Consider the following 18,233-nt stretch of genomic DNA (forward strand, 5'->3'; position numbering starts at 1 on the left):
ATATATTTCTTAAGGGAGATCAGGTTTTCCCAGATCGAAAAAGTAACTCCTACCTGCTTTAAAAGAAATTGGGCCTTCTCTGTCTATAGTCTTATAGATATAATTTGCCTGTGTAGAAGTGGTCATTTCTTCATCGTAAAAACTAGTTACAAATGTAAATGTTTTACTCGCTAAGTCTCCTGTAGGCAGAATAGGGATAAACAAATCAAAATCAAGCCCATTCAAGTTCGTTAAAAGATCGTTCGGTATCTGTACACGCGCGACATTTATGGGTCCTGCTGTAGTCAACGAAGTAGCATCGAGGTCTTCTAGAAAACCATCAATAGGATTAAAGATGCTCTCAAACCCCGGTGGCTCTTCAGGTAAACTGGGATCTCTCACACCCATGCTCAGTCTGTAAAGTCTAGCTAATTCAGGTGCATCAGGACTTTCTACATGTACTCGAATCACAGAGGTAAGGTGTTTAAAAGAGAGATCTACCGCATTAGATCCTCCACTCTCTATCGACACATTCTCCGCCATTGCTTTCATAAACATATATTGACCCGCATGTTTAGAAGACTCATCAAGTATGGATATATATCCATTAGTAGCATAGGCACCCCGCAGCGAAACACTCCATTTCCCACTACTATTTTTCGTCCAACCTTCGGCAGGATATAAACTATAGACAGTATAATTCCCTTCAGGCACTGTACCATCACCTTCTACAATCTCAAAGTCGGACGTATTCAACTTATCGATCTCTTTACCATCCACATCCGTAGGGACAACTGCTCGATAAATTAATTCTATTGGTTCCGATTCAGGGTTTGCATTATCAACAAATAACACTTTTACACGGTCGTCGTTATGCCAATAAAATCTCTCACCATTTGCAACAAAGTCTTCATAATCCTCTATAACTCCAGCTCTAATACCACTTTCAGGATTGTTCTCGGTGAATTTTCCAAAAGTTCCTAGTATTGTTGGCGTATATCCCTTCACCCCTGGCTCTAACGGGGTAATATCTTCATTGTCACACGAAATAATTAGGAATAGTGTGAAGATTCCGATTAGATAAAATATTTTCTTCATTTCAGTTTTTTTGATCATTATAAATTCATTATCCTTTTCACTGCAATAAATCTGTAAACAACTAGAATACAAACTTATTACCAATCGGGTTCAAAGTCACTTCCGCTCGCAACCAGTACAGGTTGCTCCATTTCCATTTCAATCACTTCGATTGCGGGCTTTTCATAAGCCACTTCCACTTCACTTTGTGGATTGTTCTGAACTTGATTTTCTTTCATTGTCTTTTTTTATTAGTTAAACATTACTTACTATCTGTCAATTTTATTTGCTGTGAAACAAGATACTGCCACAGGAAGCATCTGCGACGTATGCGATTAGAACAAAAAGAACTCCGATTAGTTCACAAAAATAAACAAATAAATTGAATAAAAAAGACAAATATATAAAAAAAAGTACACCTCAAAGTAAAATCGTGAAATATTTCCCTATCAGGTCGTTTTTCCCAGTATCTTATCCATAACCCAATTGGCACGGGTAGCCGAAATGCCGGTGCTGACAGGCTCTACTCCGCGTCCGTTCAGGTAATTGACAATACTTTCGACCAGAAAGTACTGGATATTCTCCGGATTCTCTTCACGAAACTCCTCTATGCCTGCGGCTGTATCCATGAGGATGGGTGCAAAATCGAAAGTGGCAAAGGTCAGCCTACCTTTTGTGCCGGTTATATCGATCAGGTCGGTACGGCTGTTTTCAGGTGCCACAAAACTCCAGCTTCCGCTGCCCGTGACACCGGACTTGAAGCAGAAAGCCGCGGTCAGACTGTCTTCTACCTCATATAATCCCGCCACATTATTGGTAAATCCGTATACATCGGTGATCTCGCCGAAAAGATAATCGAGCAGATCAAGTTGATGGGATGCCAGATCATAGAAATACCCTGCTCCGGCAATATCTTTTTTCACCCGCCAGGGCAGAGTTTCCCGGTTGTAATCCTCCTTATAGGGAGGAATGGCGAAGCGGATCTGCACCGTAGATATCTTCCCCAGGAGTCCGTTATCAATCAGTTGTTTCACCCTGAGGAAATAGGGTAATGTACGGCGATAATAAGCTACAAAACAAGGGACACCGGTCTCTTGGGAGACACGGTTTATTTGAAGGCACTCTTCGTAAGAAGCGGCCATCGGCTTCTCCACATAAACAGGTTTACCGGCCTTCATAGCAGCTACCGCATATTCGACATGTGAACCCGGAGGAGTAGCTATATATACCGCATTTACTGCCGAATCGTTAATCAGGTCGTCGGCATTATCGTACCACTTCCCTATCCCATGCCGACGAGCATAGTCTTCTGCTTTTTGACCGTCACGGCGCATCACTGCTACCACATCCGATCCTTTAACCTTACTGAAAGCCGGGCCACTCTTCTTTTCGGTGACAGCACCACAACCGATAAATCCCCAATGTATCATAATTAATTACAAATTACTAATTACTAATTGTCAATCAATTACAAGTTTTCAACTTTTCCTCTCCAGTCTCCCTGTTTCCCTGTCTCCCTTTTCACTTTTCATGTAGGAAATTATACCTAAAATACCGAGCACTGCAAAAGCAATCCCAATATACAGAAATACGGAAGATACACCATCTGTCTGACCATAAGAGTGCATCCCGCTAAGGAAATAGTTTACTCCGAGAAAAGTCATCAGGACGGAGGCGAAAGCAAAAACTGATAGCAGGTTAAAAAGCCACAGATTGTTCCATTTCTTCACCAGGTGTAAATGGGTCACCATGGAATAAACTACTACGGTGATCAGCGCCCAAGTCTCCTTGGGATCCCATCCCCAATACCGGCCCCATGACTCATTCGCCCAGACGGCCCCAAGGAATGTACCGGTAGTCATCAATACTACTCCCACCAACAACGACATATTATTGATGATACTTAACTCCTGAATGCGGGAAGATAAACGCGGACTATCCTTCGTAAAAGCCATTATAGAGAGATTAGTGATACCGAGCAGGAAGCTGATACCGAAAAATCCGTAGGCAGCCACGATCACAGCAACGTGAAACATCAACCAGGGCGACTTCAATACCGGTACCAGTGTATTGATCTGTGGATCCATCCAGTTTAGGGCGGCTACAAACAGGATAACTCCACCAAAAAGCGTGGCAAGTGCACGTGTGAGTGTACTTTTCCGTCCAAAGATAAAACCGGCCAGTACAGTAGCCCACGACACATAGACCATTGTCTCGTACGAATTACTCCATGGTGCATACCCCGAGATATACCATCTCATCCCCATACCAAACATGTGGCAAAGGAACAACAACATGATACCCACGGTCAGGGCCATAGCCACATAACTCTTCCATCGCTTTTCGCGCAACAATTGCATCAAAGCGATAACAAGCAGCAATCCTCCACAGATAAAATAACCGGTTTTCACACGGTTAAAGAGATCCATCTTGTTATAGCGGAACTCCGCCTCCAATTTCTTCGGATGAATCAGAGAGGCTTTATCATTAGCCAACTGGTATGACGCGATCACATCCAAGGCCTGGTCGGCTTTGGACCAGTCACCATTTCCCAGCGCTTGCCTTACTTCCTCAAGGTACTGTTCGAACGACCGGATAATGAAGAGCGAATCCGTTTCTGAAAAAGCGGAAAGATCATCACCCGGTGCATACCAGGTATGGGAAGGATCCTTCGGATCGGGGTAGATCCCAAACAGAGTATGGTTCAATAACTGATAGAGAATACTCACTCGTTCATCAAGTTTGACCAGCTCTTTTTCAGAGAACATTCTCTTATCCGCCGGCTTATGATAAATTTCCTGCAATTGGGGTAGCAGCCTGTAATTTCCCTGCTGGTCGAAAAGATGATAATAGGGTACATATTCTTCGGGCAGGTTATAACGTCTACTGACTTCTTTATCGGATAAGACGATGAATGGCACCTGCATCCACATCTGCGGCATAGCAAGTATACCCAGCAAAAACTGATCGGAATTGAGATCGCCGAATGTCTGTTCTTTATGTACTTTGCGGAGAATCTCTGAAGAGAAAGTATTCATCGGCATAGTACGTCCCCGGAATTGTACCGGCAACTTACCGAACCGGGCCGCATGCTCCGTCGGTATCCTGTTATGCTGTACCGCGTCGTCTATCAGACCGTCAGGCATTTCCTGTGAATAGCTGTATACAGCTGTCAACACAAAGATCGTAACGAGTGCACCTTTCCGGACTTCCTTTAATCGCTGCTGCAACTTACGGAATCGGGAATCAGGCATAAAAAAGATAAGGATAAAACCTGCTACGAGCATGAGATAGCCGGCATATGTCACAGTACGTCCCGCCACATCTTTGTTCACCGAGAGGATAGTACCCATCTCATCCTGATCGTAGGATGCCTGAAAAAAACGGTATCCCTTTACGTCCAATACGTTGTTCATAAACACTTTTTCCTCTCGAATTTCCCCATCGACATGTACCAACAGATCGCTCTCGTAGGAGGAAGGGCTCTGCGATCCGGGATAACGGATTAACCTGAAATCCTTGAGTTCCAACACAAAAGGCAAAATTTCCGTCTTTACTCCTTTGGAGGTATGCATTACCATCCGGTCAGTTTTCTCACCTTCACGGATATGTACCTGTCCTTCTTTCCCAAACAGGAAAGTGGTCAATGCTCCTAAAAGAATAACCACAAGGGCGAAATGGATCACCACCATGGCCCATTTTTTTCTTTGGATAAAATTACGACTGAAAAGGATCAGGATAAAATTCATCACCAGCAGGAATTGAAGGAACAAAAACAGTGGTGAATAATAGACCAGCATCTTGGCTGCCTGCGCCCCCATCCATTTTTCGATAAAAGTAGCTATTGCCAAACCAATCGCATAGATGAGCAACAATACAATAGAGGCTTTATATGATGAGAGAAAACGTACAAATTTGTCCATAATGATTCTTTAATCGGGCTATTCTGTTTCTTTCAGACTATTTTAATTTACTTAGTGACAAGTGAAATTCTTCACTTCTTATTTACTACAAAAATATCAAAATTTGGTTTGGAAGTAAAAAAATGAGTGAAAGAAATCAATCTCTCACTCATTATTATCTATGTAGTATTATCCATCAACGTGAGAAACGATCTCACGCTTCTTCCCACTGTTTACGAAGTAATTCAAGGGCTGCCGGCACTACTATATTACGATCTCCCTGAGCACCGCATTCAAAGCTGACATACTTGTCGTATCCAAGCATCTTGAGCCCTTTAAACCCCTTCACATAGTCATCTGCATCACCATCTTCTCCGGGCATGCTGCGCCGTTTACGGCTGGCCATATGCACGTGTTGCAGGTAATCTCCGGCAGAAAGGAAGGCAGCCATATCGCAAGTCTCTTCCCAGGTCATGTGCCAGAAGTCACCCAAACATTTCACTCCCGGATTATTTATATCACGGCAGATAGAAGCGGCATCAGCCACCTGACGGAGATAGAATGCCTCCTTGCGGTTCAGCGGCTCGAGAATAACAGTCGTGCCATGTTGTTGTGCAAAAGTGCCCATCTCGTCAAACTGTTCACAGAGGAAATCGCGTGTCTCCTGCGTGTGGGGCATCACCGGAACCTGGCTGTTAAAAGCAGGTACAATGATTACACCTACTGATTCGAGTTCACCTGCGGCAATCATCAGTGCTTCCATCGTATCACGGCATTGTTTCCGGATCTTCGGATCGGTAGAGAGGATAAAACCATCAAAACCGGCACAGACGGCACTCACTTTTATATTTCGCCCTTTGAGAGCGTCTTTCATCTCCTGTAATCTCGCAAGCATAGGTTTTCCGTGAGGTTCAAAGCCCACTACACCATGCTTTTCCATGAAATCGAACTTCTCATTCAGGTTGGCTCCGGGAGCGGTTCCCTCCTGAAAAGAGATATTCAGTTTCGCCTTACTCTTAGAGCAAGAGTCCTCCTTTCCGTTTGCCGAAGCAAACGAAGTACATCCACCTATGGCCACAGCTGCTGAACCGGCAAGGGTTGTTTTTAAAAATCTTCTCCTGTCGAGTGTCATAATCGCAACTTTTTATTTTCCACTTCCCGGTACGGGCACCGTAAATCCGGACATATCCATTTTACCGATATTCAAGTCGGCAGGAGTATAATCGAGCGGAGAGGCAGTCATGGCATCCCAGGTCACTTCCTGACCGGTATAAGCCGCTTCACGCCCCATAATTCCTGCCATATTCGACACAGCCGTTTCAGATGCCTGTTCGATTGGGTTGTTACCCCGTATACAGTTAATCAGGTTGACATGCTCCAATGTATAGGGATCGGTTTGTTGGAAACTGGTCTTTTCAGCCTCACTATCATATTGCCAGATCACGTTACCGGCAAGGTCTTTAATCACATGTCCGCCGTTGCTCGACCACGATCCTTTCGTTCCCTGGATAAATTCGCTTACATTATTAGCACAACCGTCGATCTGACGACACATACTATGCATATGGATCCCATTTTCCATGGTGAAGTCGATACTGAAATTATCGTACTGGTCACCCGTCACACGACGTTGGCGTGAACCAAAACCGACAGCACTGACAGGTTTCAGGCCGGAGAACCAGGTAAATACATCGATATTGTGCACATGCTGTTCCACGATATGGTCTCCCGACAGCCATTTCCAGTTCACCCAGTCGCGTACCATAAATTCAAAATCGTTCCATTGTGGTTGACGATCGCGATACCACAACATACTTTGGTTCCAGTAAACGGTTCCGCCGGTAATTTCACCAATAGCGCCATTCATAATCTGTTTATAAGATTCCACATAAGCGCGCTGATGATGGCGTTGTGTTCCGGTAACTACAGAAAGATTCTTAGCTTGTGCCTGTCGGGCAGCAGCTACGATGGTACGATAACCGGCTGCATCTACACAGATCGGTTTTTCCAGAAAACTATGTTTGTTTTTCTCTACCGCATATCTGAAATGTTCAGGACGGAAGAAAGGAGGAGTGCAGTCGATCAGTACGTCGATATCGCTATCGATCACCTGTTTGTAGGCATCCAGCCCCACAAAGCGCTTGTCGGCAGGAATATCTATATTTTTTTCATTCTTCAATTTTTCCGCCAGACCGTCTACCCTGTCCTGGAACACATCACCCAAAGCGACGATAGTCACGCCATTGGCTGCATTCAAGAAGTTCATGGCTGCTCCCGAACCACGTCCACCGCAACCTACAACACCTGCTTTCAGTTCTTTTCCGTCAGTTGCCAGGTCAGGAAGCTCGGGAATATAATAAGTACCAGGCTCTCTCAAAGGTACATTACCTTCTTTTCCTCCACCACTACAGGATGTCAGAAATCCTGCGGAGCCAGTACCGATCACTCCGACTGCTCCCGCCACGGCAGAAGTTTTCAGAAATGACCTTCTGGTTAGATTGTTTTCTTTCTTCATTACTTTGATTGTTTTAGATTATTGTTTTAGGATTTTTTATTGTTATTATCACTTCTCCACCATTTCACCTTACCACTATAAGTCCGGTTCACATACTACACGGAATCCGATCCCTTTTATATCGGAATACCACCAGATACTCTTTGGTTGTTGCGGGTCCGTCCTCAACCATGCTTCGTGTTGCGTATGTCTACGGCTCGCACTCCGCACATCAGCCGCATCGGAAGAATAGAGTCCTCCACGTACCACCCATTCGTCACCTTCGGTCACGCGGGGATTATGGGTAACTCCTGACCGTTTAGCATATGCTTGCGGATCATATTTGTCAGCCGTATACTCCATCACATTACCCAGCATATTTTTTAATCCGAAAGGATTGGCCATCACTTCGGAAGGAGGCTGCGTACGTCCGTTACTATTTTTGTCATAGACCACATACGAGGTGATACCGTCGGTCTTCGGCTTGAAAACATTCCGCATAAATCCCTGATCTGAAAAATCTTTCGGACTTCCGGGAAAGAAATAAGGTGTTTCCGTACCTCCACGGGCAGCATATTCCCACTCAGCCTCGGTAGGGAGACGGTATTTCTTACCGGTCTTCTCCGATAACCACTGACAGAATGTTTCGGCAGCGTAATGGGTCATTGTTATGGCGGGACGATCACCCTGTCCCCAACCCTGGTCAGGATAACCAAATGGCGGTGTAGGGCCTGATATGGCATCTACACCCATAGCATTCAGGTTGTTCGCATAGACTGTTTCAGGAGGAGTACGCCCTTCGCTCATCGTCTCCGCATAGAATGCCCAGTACATATCCCAGGTGGTTTCTACCTCCGCCATAAAGAACGGACTCAGAGATACCTCATGCTGAGGCGATTCGTCCGGATTGCGGAAAGGTTCTTTTTCCGGACTTCCCATCTTGAAAGTACCACCAGGGATTGCGATCATCTCAAACGAAACTGCCGTACCGGGAATCTGCTCTGTATAATTGGCAAAACCGGTGACCACCGCCGGCTCCTTATAAAACAAGCTGGTATCTGCTGCTGCAGCTCCGGTCATGCCGGGAACGCCAACCATCTGCCCATGGGAATAGTTCGGGTTGTAATGCCCTACATCCAAATGGCAACTGATACACTGCAAATCGAGCTTTTCCGCATTCTCCTCATAATAAAGATGTGCCGTAATACCATCATCGCTGATTCCTTGTGGAAAGAGATTTTGGTGACATTTTACACAAGACTCGTTAGGAATATATTTCACAGCATGTTCCAATTCCGATTTTCTGTCCCAGTCGATCTCTGCAGGATCCTTGGTAAGGTATCCCCACAGGTCACGGGCCCCCAACGATATTTTTGCCGTATAATGAGCCCATGTGTCGTCTTTGGGAGGGAGGTGGCAATCCACACAGTTCACCATCACCCCGCTCGAGTTATTCACATGTACCGACAACATCCAACTCTCTTCCGCATGAGGATGCACATGGCACATCATACACGATTCATTCGTGGAAAAATAAACTGAAGTCTGATACAAGGCTGCAACAAAGACAATTCCGATGAATATTCCGATGAGAAGGAAAAAACCTTTTCGTTGGTGCAGTTTTTTACCTGTTCTCCGTTCCCTTCTGGCACGCTTCGACATTGTAGTTTCTGATAAGAAGTTTTAAATTATAGTTTCTATCTATATATTACCGTTATTTGCCTATAAAAGTACGAAATTTTATTCTATTAAAAAAAATGCACCTATAAAATACACTTTTTTAGCAAAAATATCTTTTATTCTATCCATTTGAACCATTTTGTATCGTTATCCTTGCCTGCTTCTACCATAGTTTCCACAAACTGCATTCCCCTGACACCGTCATACACGTCAGGAAAATCGGTAATGAGACCTACTGGTACTTCTCCATTTCTTTTGGCCATCACAGTCAAAGCAAAATTCCGGTAAATATTGGCAAATGCTTCTATAAAACCTTCCGGATGTCCTGCAGGCGTTCTTGTATTCCATTTGGCGAGATCGCTCAGGAATTCGTTATTCCCCATATAAAGCTCTTGTGTAGGTCTATCGTCCCATCTAAGGATTAACCGGTTCGGATCCATCTGCCTCCATTCCAGTCCTCCTTTATCACCATACACACGAATACGGATATTATTGGCTTCACCAGTAGCTATCTGGGTAGCCATCAGCACACCGGTCACACCGTTTTCCAAACGCAACAACGAAGCACCGTCATCATCTACCGGACGTCCCTCCACATAAGTCTGCAGATCGGCGCATACTTCCTGTACTTTCAGCCCCGTCACATATTCGGCCAAATGCCAGGCATGCGTGCCAATATCACCCATACATCCCGCTTTACCGGTAGTATTGGGATTTGTTCTCCATCCGGCGTTATTACCGCCCTGCAATTCTATACGTTGTGAGAGCCACCCCTGGGTATATTCCACATACACTTTCCTGAGTTTGCCTAACTCACCGTTGGCAATCCGGGCTTTCGCTTCTTTGACAGCGGGATATCCCGAGTAGACGTGTGTGAGTGCCAGTACCAGACCGGTCTCCTCTACCTTTTCCCTTAGCTTCACCGCCTCTTCGAGGGAGAAGGTGATCGGTTTGTCAAGTACCACGTGAATGCCTCTCTCCAGTGCCATCATGGCCGGTTCAAAATGCCATTTGTTGGGGGTTACGATGGTCACAAAATCCATCCGTTCTTCTTCAGGCAGCTCCATTTCACGTTCAAACATTTCTTGGTAGTTGTCATAAATCCGATGATCCGGAAGAAAATATTCCCTTCCCGAACTTCTTGATATTTCCGGATTGGCACTGAAACAACCACAGACCAGTTCGATCAGGTTATCCATGAACGCCGCACGACGGTGTATAGCTCCGATAAAGGCATCGCTCCCACCGCCGACCATGCCCATTTTAAGTTTTTTATGCTTCATAATATCCGATATTATTATTTATTAGACTGTCCGAAAACAAAGATACAAAATTATTAGTAACAGCGTTAAGAATTGTTTTGAATCCTATTATATTTCCGGACAGTCTGAATCAGTTATCATTCCCCGTATCCCGGATTTTGGATAAGATTCTTATTTCTGTTTATCTCATCACGATGGATAGGTAAAAAGTAACATTTATTTTCCCATTTCCTCCCTTCCTGGGTAACAGGTACAACATCATACGTATAATTCCAACGCGATTCATCATGTGCATACCGCTCTTGTTTTCCTACGCCGGATTTTAACATAGCCGTTACACGGATTCCCGTCAGGCTGTTCAATCCGGGAGCTGACGGAGCGATCATCCAACGACGGACATCCCAGTAACGATGCTCTTCGAAATAAAAATTCAGTCTCCGCTCATTTTGATAAATCCTACGTAACTCAGTCTGATCGGATGTCGTAACATCCGGCATCCCTACGCTTTCACGCATCTGATTCAGGTATTCTTTGGCTTCGTCCAATTCTCCCAATTCAATACATGCTTCAATATAGTTCATATATACCTCCGAAAGACGGATAAACGGAAAGACAGCATTAATCTTATTACGGTGATCCCCAGCAGCAGGATTGATAAATTTTTTCAGATAATATCCGGTATAGGTAGCATTCCAGTTTTCACCACCACCTGTCCTTGTATCCATACCTGGGTATAAATCGTTTGAAGCAGGATCTAACTGATAATATCCTGTTTGGATGGTACCGGTAGGATCAGCCACGGCATAATCGGAGGGACGTTGTATCCATTGCATACCATCGTACATTACCGTAGCATAAAAACGGGGCTCCCTGTTTTTGTACGGAGCTGCTTTATGCTCAGGATTATTCCAGTCGAATTTGCTACCGTCTTCCATAGCAAAAGCATCTACAAAATCCTGTATCGGAGTATTACCGCCCCATGCATGATATCCGGAAGGGCCATTGAAAAGTGGCATTTTCGTTCCGCTTTCATCTTTGGTATCAATGAAGTAACGTGAGAAAATATGATCAGGACTATCTTTCAGGAAAAAAGACCAGATTGCATCGGCTTTTTCCTCTACAGACAAACCAGCTCCTCCGAAATCAGGCACAGCATGCCCCAACGGATTATCCATTAAGTCCTTTGCGGCAGTTTTCACAGCATTCCATCTCTCGGCCCTTGACCCTTTGGTATAAAACAACAACTCCTTATTGGGATAAGAATTAAAGATGGGCACTTTGGCTGTTGCCGTAGCTTCATCATGCAAATCGCTTGCCGCATCAGTCAGCACACGTACCCTCAGAGCTTTCACGGCAGCCAATGTTGCACGTCCTTTTTGGGTATTGGCAAATGTTCTGTCTTTCAATAAATCAGCAGCTTCATCGAGATCACTTAAAATATGATCTATACAATCTGTGTATGAAGATCTGGGGATCAGAAAACTTTCAGGATCATCTGTCAGTTGGGTGACTTTCAACTGCAATGGAATACCACCAAACGCTCTGGTCAGACGGTGAAAGAAATAAGCACGTAAGAAATAGGCTTCCCCTTTCAATTGGATTTTATATCTTTCATCAAATTCAGCGTTATCAATATTTTCTATAAAATCATTACAGGATCGGATATTCCTATAGAGCCTTGCCCATTGGTGTCCGCTCTGGGTCTTACCAAACCAGCCAAGATTCACATCCGTTATTGCACCTGCATTGGTTTCACGAAATTCACGACCATGTGTAAACAACGCTTCATCAGTTGCCGAGGCTTGTAGCTCTTCAGTAAAACCTGCGTCCTGGAAGGTAAAATAAATATCAAACATATAGGCCTCAGCCAAACTGCTTTCTTTCCAGATATCATCTGCTGTTATTTCCGTTTTGGGTTTGGTATCCATGAAGTCATGATCACATGCTACCAATACAAAAAGGAAAAAAGAAAACAAAAATATAATATTCTTTTTCATCTTTCGTAAAATTTAGAATGTTAATGAAAAACCAAGATTTATAACTCTCGATTGCGGATAATTGGTTGCATTCGCACTGGTACTTTCCGGATCGATCTCTTTAGACGGAGAGATGGTAAAAAGATTCACACCATTTACATATAAACGCATATGACTAAAGAACAGAGTTTTATCTACAATATGGCGTGGCAATGTATATCCCAATTCAATATTTTTTAATCTCAAATAATCCGTATTCACCATCCAGTAGGTATTGTTGGCTCCTGTCCCACTATCCCAGTAATATTTCTGACGTTCATGTACGCGGGGATGTTCACTGGTTGGATTATCGACCGACCAATGATTATCATAAACTCTTTTCGAGTAGTTTCCGATATCACCGGAATCAAAATAAACTTTTGTCCATGCGTCAGCAGCACCCTGAAACAAAATCGTCAGATCAAAGTTTTTGTATTGCATAAAAGCATTCAATCCATAAGTCCACTTGGGTTCGTTGGTTTTATCAAAACGTCTTCTATCGTCCGGAGTAATTTTCCCATCCCCATCTATATCTTTGAATTTCATATCTCCGGGTTGCAGGCTGGCATCATCGGTAATACCGTCATAATTCGGACGATTGGCAATATCATTAATTTCGGCCCAATCCTTAAAAACACCATCAAACTCATAATATAATCCGGTATTCATCGGATGTCCTGTTGATTTTTGCCATTCGGGTGCGCCGGCTGATTCATCCCAGAATTTAATGGTATTCTTGGCATAACCACCCGAAATACCGATATTATATTTGAAATCCTCTATATTATCTGACCATGAAATATTAAAATCAAAACCGGTATTGTCCACTTTACCAATATTTTCAGCAGGCAGCGTTAAACCGGCCGTTTCAGGAATAGAGGCATTTCTTCTCCACAGGATATTCGAACGTTTGTTGTAGAAATAGTCAAATTCAAAATACAAACGGTTTTTCAAAGTTTGTCCGTCAAAACCGATATTGAAATTATTTGCTCTTTCCCATGTAATTTTTTCGTTAGGGAACCTACTGATCCTGAGCCCTTTTACATCTTCATTATCTATGATATATCCCCACTCGTAATAATAAGTAGGAAGATATTGATATTCACGCAACTGATCATCATACCATACCTGATCATTCCCAAGTTGTCCCCATGAAGCCCTTAGCTTGAAATAATTTATAAAGGAAAGATTATTGCGCCAAAAATCCTCCTCAGAAATACGATAACCTAACAAGACTCCCGGGAAAAATCCAAACCGGTTTTCTTTTGGGAACATATATGATCCGTCATACCTCCATACAAATTCAGTAAGGTATTTTTCTTTATAATTATAGGAAAAACGTCCGAAATAATTCATACGGGCACGTTCCCAGTTATCATTCCATCCCCCGCTGGTTGCATTTTTTTCTTTATCACCTCCTGCATTGAAAATATCAAGAGCTGAAGATAAGAAATACCTTCTGTATCCTTCAAAAAAGGATTTGTCTCCGATTTCACTCTCAGCACCCAAAAGTGCATTCAGGGTATGATCTCCCAATGTTTTATCATAGCTGATAAATGTTCCCAATAACATATTTGTCTGATCAAAGTTATTCATTCTCAACGATGGATCAGGATGAGAAGGGTAACTCAATGCTTTTTCCAATTTTGGTGTTACGCCGTCAGCTTCATAGCTCTGATTATCCCAGGTATATAAATACCATGGTTTAAACCAACTTTTTGTCTGCCCGAATGCTTTATCATAAGATACGGAAGCCGTCAATTTCAGTCCTTCGATCCATGGCTGCGTCACCTCCACTCTTGCATTTGTCTGCACATAATATCTTTTGTCACGCGTATAACCGGTTTCATCGGTTACTGCAACAACCGGGTTGCGTCCGTATTCCTGTGCAGGCCCAGGCAAACCGTTAGGCCAATAGGCAGGATCTGTAGGACGGCCACGGGAAGTAAACCACAACAGATCGCCGGCGCCTTGACTGGGAAAATTCCTATTTTCCTGACGTCCTAACATATTTACAGACATATTTACCCAATCATTCAATTGCGCATCCAGATTAATACGCAAATTAAATTGTTCATAATTGTTTGCAGAGTTATGATATAAACCATCCTGGAATTTATATCCGAATGTAGAGAAATAGCTTAATTTCTCTGTACCACCCTCCAATGTCGCATTATGGACAGATGTGGGAGACCATGTTTTAAACGTCTCTTTAAACCAGTCTGTATTAGGATATCTCCATGGATCAGATCCGTCACGGTATTTCTGTATCTCTTCCGCTGTTTTCCATGGTTCACCCACTACATCCGGTATACCTGTTTTAGGATTCTGCAATCCATTATTTACGATCAACTCATTCCTGAGTTCCGCATATTCCGCGGCGTCGGCCATTTTCGGCAACTGTGTCGGCTGAGCCCATCCCTGGTTAAAAGAATAGGTTAACTGCGGTTTCTGACTTGTTTTACCTTTTTTTGTGGTAATAAGAATTACACCATTTGCCGCACGTGCTCCGTAAATAGCTGCGGAAGCATCTTTCAATACGGAAATACTTTCTATTTCATTAGGATCTAACCGGTCCAATCCTCCTGCCCTTGCGGCCACACCATCGATAACAACGAGAGGATCATTATTTCCAAGTGTATTTGATCCACGAATCCGAATAGTAGATCCGTCATATCCGGGTTCCCCCGATCTCTGGAAAGTGATCACACCCGGTAAGCGACCGGCTAGAGCATTTGATAAATTGGTAACAGGCGATTTAATCAGCTCTTCCCCTTTTATAGAAGATACCGATCCGGTTACCGTTTCCTTCTTTGAAACCCCGTATCCGACTACAATTAGTTCATCAATCAAATGAGTCTCTTCCGTTAGTGTTTGATCTATAATGGTCTGCGTACCGACAGTCACTTCCACGGTATTATACCCGATATACGAAAAAACGAGAATAGAATTCTCTCCCGGCACTTCCAATGAATATTGACCGTCAACATCCGTTACGGTTCCAATAGTAGTAGCAGCATTTTTCACTACTACATTCACTCCTATCAAGGGTTCCCCGTTCACATCGCTCACGGTTCCCCTTACGGTCTTTTGCGCTGATACGGAAGCCGTCAACAACACAAAAAACAGGAACATCAAAAATTTTGATAAATGTTGTTTCAATTTTGTTTTCATTTCATTTACAGTTAATGTTTCATTCATGCTTCAACGATTTAGATAATTTTAAGAATAATTTTTCAATGACAATTATTATATTCTTTTCCGGTTGAAAAGGTATCTGATCTATCTATCCATAGGCAAAAAAATTAATAAGGTATTATACAGATTTAGTCTTACCGTTTTCTCTGAACAGGGCAACAAACCCGATCAGGATGACAACAGCCATAGCAAAGGGTACGATCCAGACAGCAACCCAGTTGTATGCACCCTGGGCGGCAGTGTATTGATGTACTACGTTCCCGGCAACCAGTGTTCCCAGGTATTTCCCTACCCCATAAGTGGCAAAGGCAATCAGGCCCTGGGCCGAATTCCGTAGTGACGATGGAGCCTTTTCATCCACAAACAATTGTCCCGAAACAAAGAAGAAGGTGAAACAGAACCCGTGGAGCGGCAGTACGGCATAGATGAATCCGGTCTGTCCCGTATGAGCTCCCAGCGCAAAGAACCCGTACATCAGCACCCAGGCGACAATAGCGGACACTATACTTCCCTTGTAACGCAACTTAAGGAATAGAAGAGGAAACGCAAAAAGGAAGATCACTTCGGCAACCTGACCCATGCTCATGGCTGCGGCAGCGTTATTGATCCCTACATTGACTATGAAAAGGTTGGTAAAAGAATCGTAGAAAGCAAGTGGAATACAGGTCAGAGCCGAGAACACCAGCAATACCAGGAACGATTTATCTTTGGTAAGTTTAAAGGCATCGAACCCGAGTATTTGCCCGACAGTCACCTTTTCCGCACGCTTTTCAGGCGCCTTGTAGGGCAGAAGGAAAGCATACAAGCCGGCCAGGAAAGATATGCCGGCAGCGATAAGGAAAGGCGTTGACAATGGTTCCAGATTCATGGAACTGATAAGTATCCCGGAAATAATCCACCCGAAAGACCCGAACAGCCGGATGCGGGAGAATTCCTTCGACGGCTCCAGCAGGTTGTCAAAAGAGATGGAGTTGCACAGCGACATGGTCGGCATAAAGCAAATTGTATATAACAACAACACAGGAAAGAATAACGAAAAATTATTAATTTGTGTCAACCAGACTAATAATACTGCCCCCGTTATGTTTAAAAACGCCAGTACCCTGTTGGCGGAAAAGAACCGGTCGGCTATCATACCTACGATGACAGGAGATATAATGGCTGCGATGGCTGCCGTACTATACGCCAATCCGATCTGTACTCCCGTGAAATGAAGGGTTTGTCCCAGGTAAGTGCCCATGGTTACATACCATGATCCCTGAATAAAAAACTGAAAGAACATCATCAGGGAGAGTTGTGTTTTCTTGTTTTTGTTTCCCATTATTAAATTTTATATCATTAATTATTTAATATTGCAAAGTCTCCTATAACCGGATCATTCATAAAAAAAACATTCCCAGACAGCCGTAGCTAATGCTGTCTGGAAATGTTTTTATATATGGAATAAAGGGAACCCGACAAATATTATTAAAATATCTGTTGGAGAGAAAGAAGAAAAAAATGATTGGAGATAAGGGTTTTAAGCTATATATAGAGAATTGCCCCCCCCCCCCCATTAACTTTAATTAACACAAAAGAGGGGTTGAATTTATTCTTGCCTGTGTTTGTTCTCATTGACTACAATTTTATCATTATGGCATTAATATTCTTATTTTGGAGTAAGTAGTTTTGCTTTTTTTATAGCCTTACAAAGAAAAATAAAAAAAATTAAACAACAAACATATATAAAAACAAATTATAAAAATATTTAGTGTATAAAGAACACCTATACCCCCTTTACTTTCGGTTGTAAAAGTATTTTAATGGTAACAAAACGATAATCGGGTGCACAGGAATTGACTCCCAAAGCAATGATCAATATTCCGATTAATCCGAATAATACTATATTTTTTCTCATACGATTATTTTATTGTTCCATTTGACAATTATTACAACAAGTCAGCTCTTGGGCTATATTCCATACGTAAATAGTGCAATCGAAACTCTTTATAGTAGGTACTACGGCCATCAGGAGTTGAGATAATATTGATCAAAACGTATTATCGTAAATATCGGTCGGCGTGAGCTGAACTACATCAATCGTTTTATAAGGCTCAATAGTCACGTGACGCACCATCGAATTTTTTGATGTTTGCTCTCCCATTACTACCTCGATACTCCTTTCGTTGATACGATTCAAAGCGGTTTTATATTCTCCCATTTCCTCATCACCGGCCAACATCCTGACCGAATTTTCTCCTAAAGGAAACACCTGGTTAGAACTGGTAGGACGCCGTATTAAAGGATTATTCAAATCAAGGGTCGTTACAAAAGAAAAGGTGTAGTTATAAAAAACATTCCGTTGGGTAGTGGAATACTCATTCGCTTTGAATACACGCAATAATACTTCATCTTTTCTGGGGTTGAACGCATCCGTTTTCGTGGGGTCTATTTTGTAATTCAAAAAATAGATCGAATCAGGAGAAAGTTTATCCAGGTTGCTTAAATAAATTGGAAACTTTACCTGTGTTTCTCCTGCCGGAATCACTGCTTCCAAAGAAGGAATTGTAACCTTCCCTAGAACAGAGAAGTAAAATCGAGTAGGTAGGGGGATTACTCCCCCGCCCTCTCACACCACCCGGCTTGC

Annotated in this window: 13 protein-coding genes; all 13 read right to left on the bottom strand. The window is 43.1% G+C overall.

Translation table 11 applies throughout. The features are described 5' to 3' along the window. Positions 1-9 precede the first annotated feature (9 nt). The 13 genes from U2P89_RS00225 to U2P89_RS00285 all read right to left on the bottom strand — a co-directional run bounded on the left by U2P89_RS00225 (position 10) and on the right by U2P89_RS00285 (position 18,134). Positions 10-1,077: a hypothetical protein gene (locus U2P89_RS00225; RefSeq protein WP_313381332.1), complete on the bottom strand. Its 1,068-nt coding sequence runs from the start codon at positions 1,075-1,077 to the stop codon at positions 10-12. Between the two features lie 77 nt (positions 1,078-1,154). Further along, entirely contained in the window at positions 1,155-1,295 is a 141-nt protein-coding gene (locus U2P89_RS00230) for a hypothetical protein (RefSeq protein WP_175456726.1), read from the bottom strand. A gap of 210 nt (positions 1,296-1,505) precedes the next feature. Beyond that, positions 1,506-2,486, bottom strand: coding sequence for a Gfo/Idh/MocA family protein (locus U2P89_RS00235; RefSeq protein ID WP_092027169.1), 981 nt, complete (start codon positions 2,484-2,486; stop codon positions 1,506-1,508). Positions 2,487-2,534: 48 nt separating this feature from the next. Continuing rightward, complete coding sequence (gene ccsA / locus U2P89_RS00240; protein WP_322190312.1) at positions 2,535-4,979, bottom strand: cytochrome c biogenesis protein CcsA; 2,445 nt, start codon at positions 4,977-4,979, stop codon at positions 2,535-2,537. Positions 4,980-5,172: 193 nt separating this feature from the next. Further along, a complete protein-coding gene (locus U2P89_RS00245) occupies positions 5,173-6,090 on the bottom strand; it encodes a TIM barrel protein (protein ID WP_092027164.1) in 918 nt (305 codons plus the stop codon). Between the two features lie 12 nt (positions 6,091-6,102). Next, positions 6,103-7,473, bottom strand: a complete 1,371-nt coding sequence (locus U2P89_RS00250) for a Gfo/Idh/MocA family oxidoreductase (RefSeq protein WP_092027161.1) — start codon at positions 7,471-7,473, stop codon at positions 6,103-6,105. A gap of 75 nt (positions 7,474-7,548) precedes the next feature. Beyond that, the gene (locus tag U2P89_RS00255) at positions 7,549-9,114 is read right to left on the bottom strand and encodes an SUMF1/EgtB/PvdO family nonheme iron enzyme (protein ID WP_092027159.1); all 1,566 of its coding nucleotides are present in this window, start codon (positions 9,112-9,114) and stop codon (positions 7,549-7,551) included. Positions 9,115-9,248: 134 nt separating this feature from the next. After that, positions 9,249-10,415 carry a Gfo/Idh/MocA family oxidoreductase gene (locus tag U2P89_RS00260; RefSeq protein ID WP_322190313.1) on the bottom strand — a complete coding sequence of 389 codons (1,167 nt, stop codon included), beginning with the start codon at positions 10,413-10,415 and terminating at the stop codon, positions 9,249-9,251. Positions 10,416-10,531: 116 nt separating this feature from the next. Further along, positions 10,532-12,391 carry a RagB/SusD family nutrient uptake outer membrane protein gene (locus tag U2P89_RS00265; protein ID WP_322190314.1) on the bottom strand — a complete coding sequence of 620 codons (1,860 nt, stop codon included), beginning with the start codon at positions 12,389-12,391 and terminating at the stop codon, positions 10,532-10,534. 12 nt (positions 12,392-12,403) lie between these two features. After that, complete coding sequence (locus U2P89_RS00270) at positions 12,404-15,610, bottom strand: SusC/RagA family TonB-linked outer membrane protein (RefSeq protein WP_019539855.1); 3,207 nt, start codon at positions 15,608-15,610, stop codon at positions 12,404-12,406. A 115-nt stretch (positions 15,611-15,725) separates the two neighbouring features. Next, a complete protein-coding gene (locus tag U2P89_RS00275) occupies positions 15,726-16,928 on the bottom strand; it encodes an MFS transporter (protein WP_322190315.1) in 1,203 nt (400 codons plus the stop codon). A 444-nt stretch (positions 16,929-17,372) separates the two neighbouring features. Continuing rightward, positions 17,373-17,504, bottom strand: a complete 132-nt coding sequence (locus tag U2P89_RS00280) for a hypothetical protein (RefSeq protein ID WP_322190316.1) — start codon at positions 17,502-17,504, stop codon at positions 17,373-17,375. A gap of 132 nt (positions 17,505-17,636) precedes the next feature. Continuing rightward, positions 17,637-18,134, bottom strand: a complete 498-nt coding sequence (locus tag U2P89_RS00285) for a BT_3044 domain-containing protein (protein WP_322190317.1) — start codon at positions 18,132-18,134, stop codon at positions 17,637-17,639. Positions 18,135-18,233: the final 99 nt, after the last annotated feature.

The organism is Proteiniphilum sp., assembly GCF_034331125.1.
In the GTDB taxonomy this organism is placed as follows: Bacteria; Bacteroidota; Bacteroidia; order Bacteroidales; family Dysgonomonadaceae; genus Proteiniphilum; species Proteiniphilum saccharofermentans.

What these genes read in the sequence shown, in the direction of transcription:
- U2P89_RS00225 (WP_313381332.1), bottom strand. Translation starts at nt 1,077, where the DNA reads ATGAAGAAAATATTTTATCTAATCGGAATCTTCACACTATTCCTAATT.
- U2P89_RS00230 (WP_175456726.1), bottom strand. Translation starts at nt 1,295, where the DNA reads ATGAAAGAAAATCAAGTTCAGAACAATCCACAAAGTGAAGTGGAAGTG.
- U2P89_RS00235 (WP_092027169.1), bottom strand. Translation starts at nt 2,486, where the DNA reads ATGATACATTGGGGATTTATCGGTTGTGGTGCTGTCACCGAAAAGAAG.
- ccsA (WP_322190312.1), bottom strand. Translation starts at nt 4,979, where the DNA reads ATGGACAAATTTGTACGTTTTCTCTCATCATATAAAGCCTCTATTGTA.
- U2P89_RS00245 (WP_092027164.1), bottom strand. Translation starts at nt 6,090, where the DNA reads ATGACACTCGACAGGAGAAGATTTTTAAAAACAACCCTTGCCGGTTCA.
- U2P89_RS00250 (WP_092027161.1), bottom strand. Translation starts at nt 7,473, where the DNA reads ATGAAGAAAGAAAACAATCTAACCAGAAGGTCATTTCTGAAAACTTCT.
- U2P89_RS00255 (WP_092027159.1), bottom strand. Translation starts at nt 9,114, where the DNA reads ATGTCGAAGCGTGCCAGAAGGGAACGGAGAACAGGTAAAAAACTGCAC.
- U2P89_RS00260 (WP_322190313.1), bottom strand. Translation starts at nt 10,415, where the DNA reads ATGAAGCATAAAAAACTTAAAATGGGCATGGTCGGCGGTGGGAGCGAT.
- U2P89_RS00265 (WP_322190314.1), bottom strand. Translation starts at nt 12,391, where the DNA reads ATGAAAAAGAATATTATATTTTTGTTTTCTTTTTTCCTTTTTGTATTG.
- U2P89_RS00270 (WP_019539855.1), bottom strand. Translation starts at nt 15,610, where the DNA reads ATGAATGAAACATTAACTGTAAATGAAATGAAAACAAAATTGAAACAA.
- U2P89_RS00275 (WP_322190315.1), bottom strand. Translation starts at nt 16,928, where the DNA reads ATGGGAAACAAAAACAAGAAAACACAACTCTCCCTGATGATGTTCTTT.
- U2P89_RS00280 (WP_322190316.1), bottom strand. Translation starts at nt 17,504, where the DNA reads ATGAGAAAAAATATAGTATTATTCGGATTAATCGGAATATTGATCATT.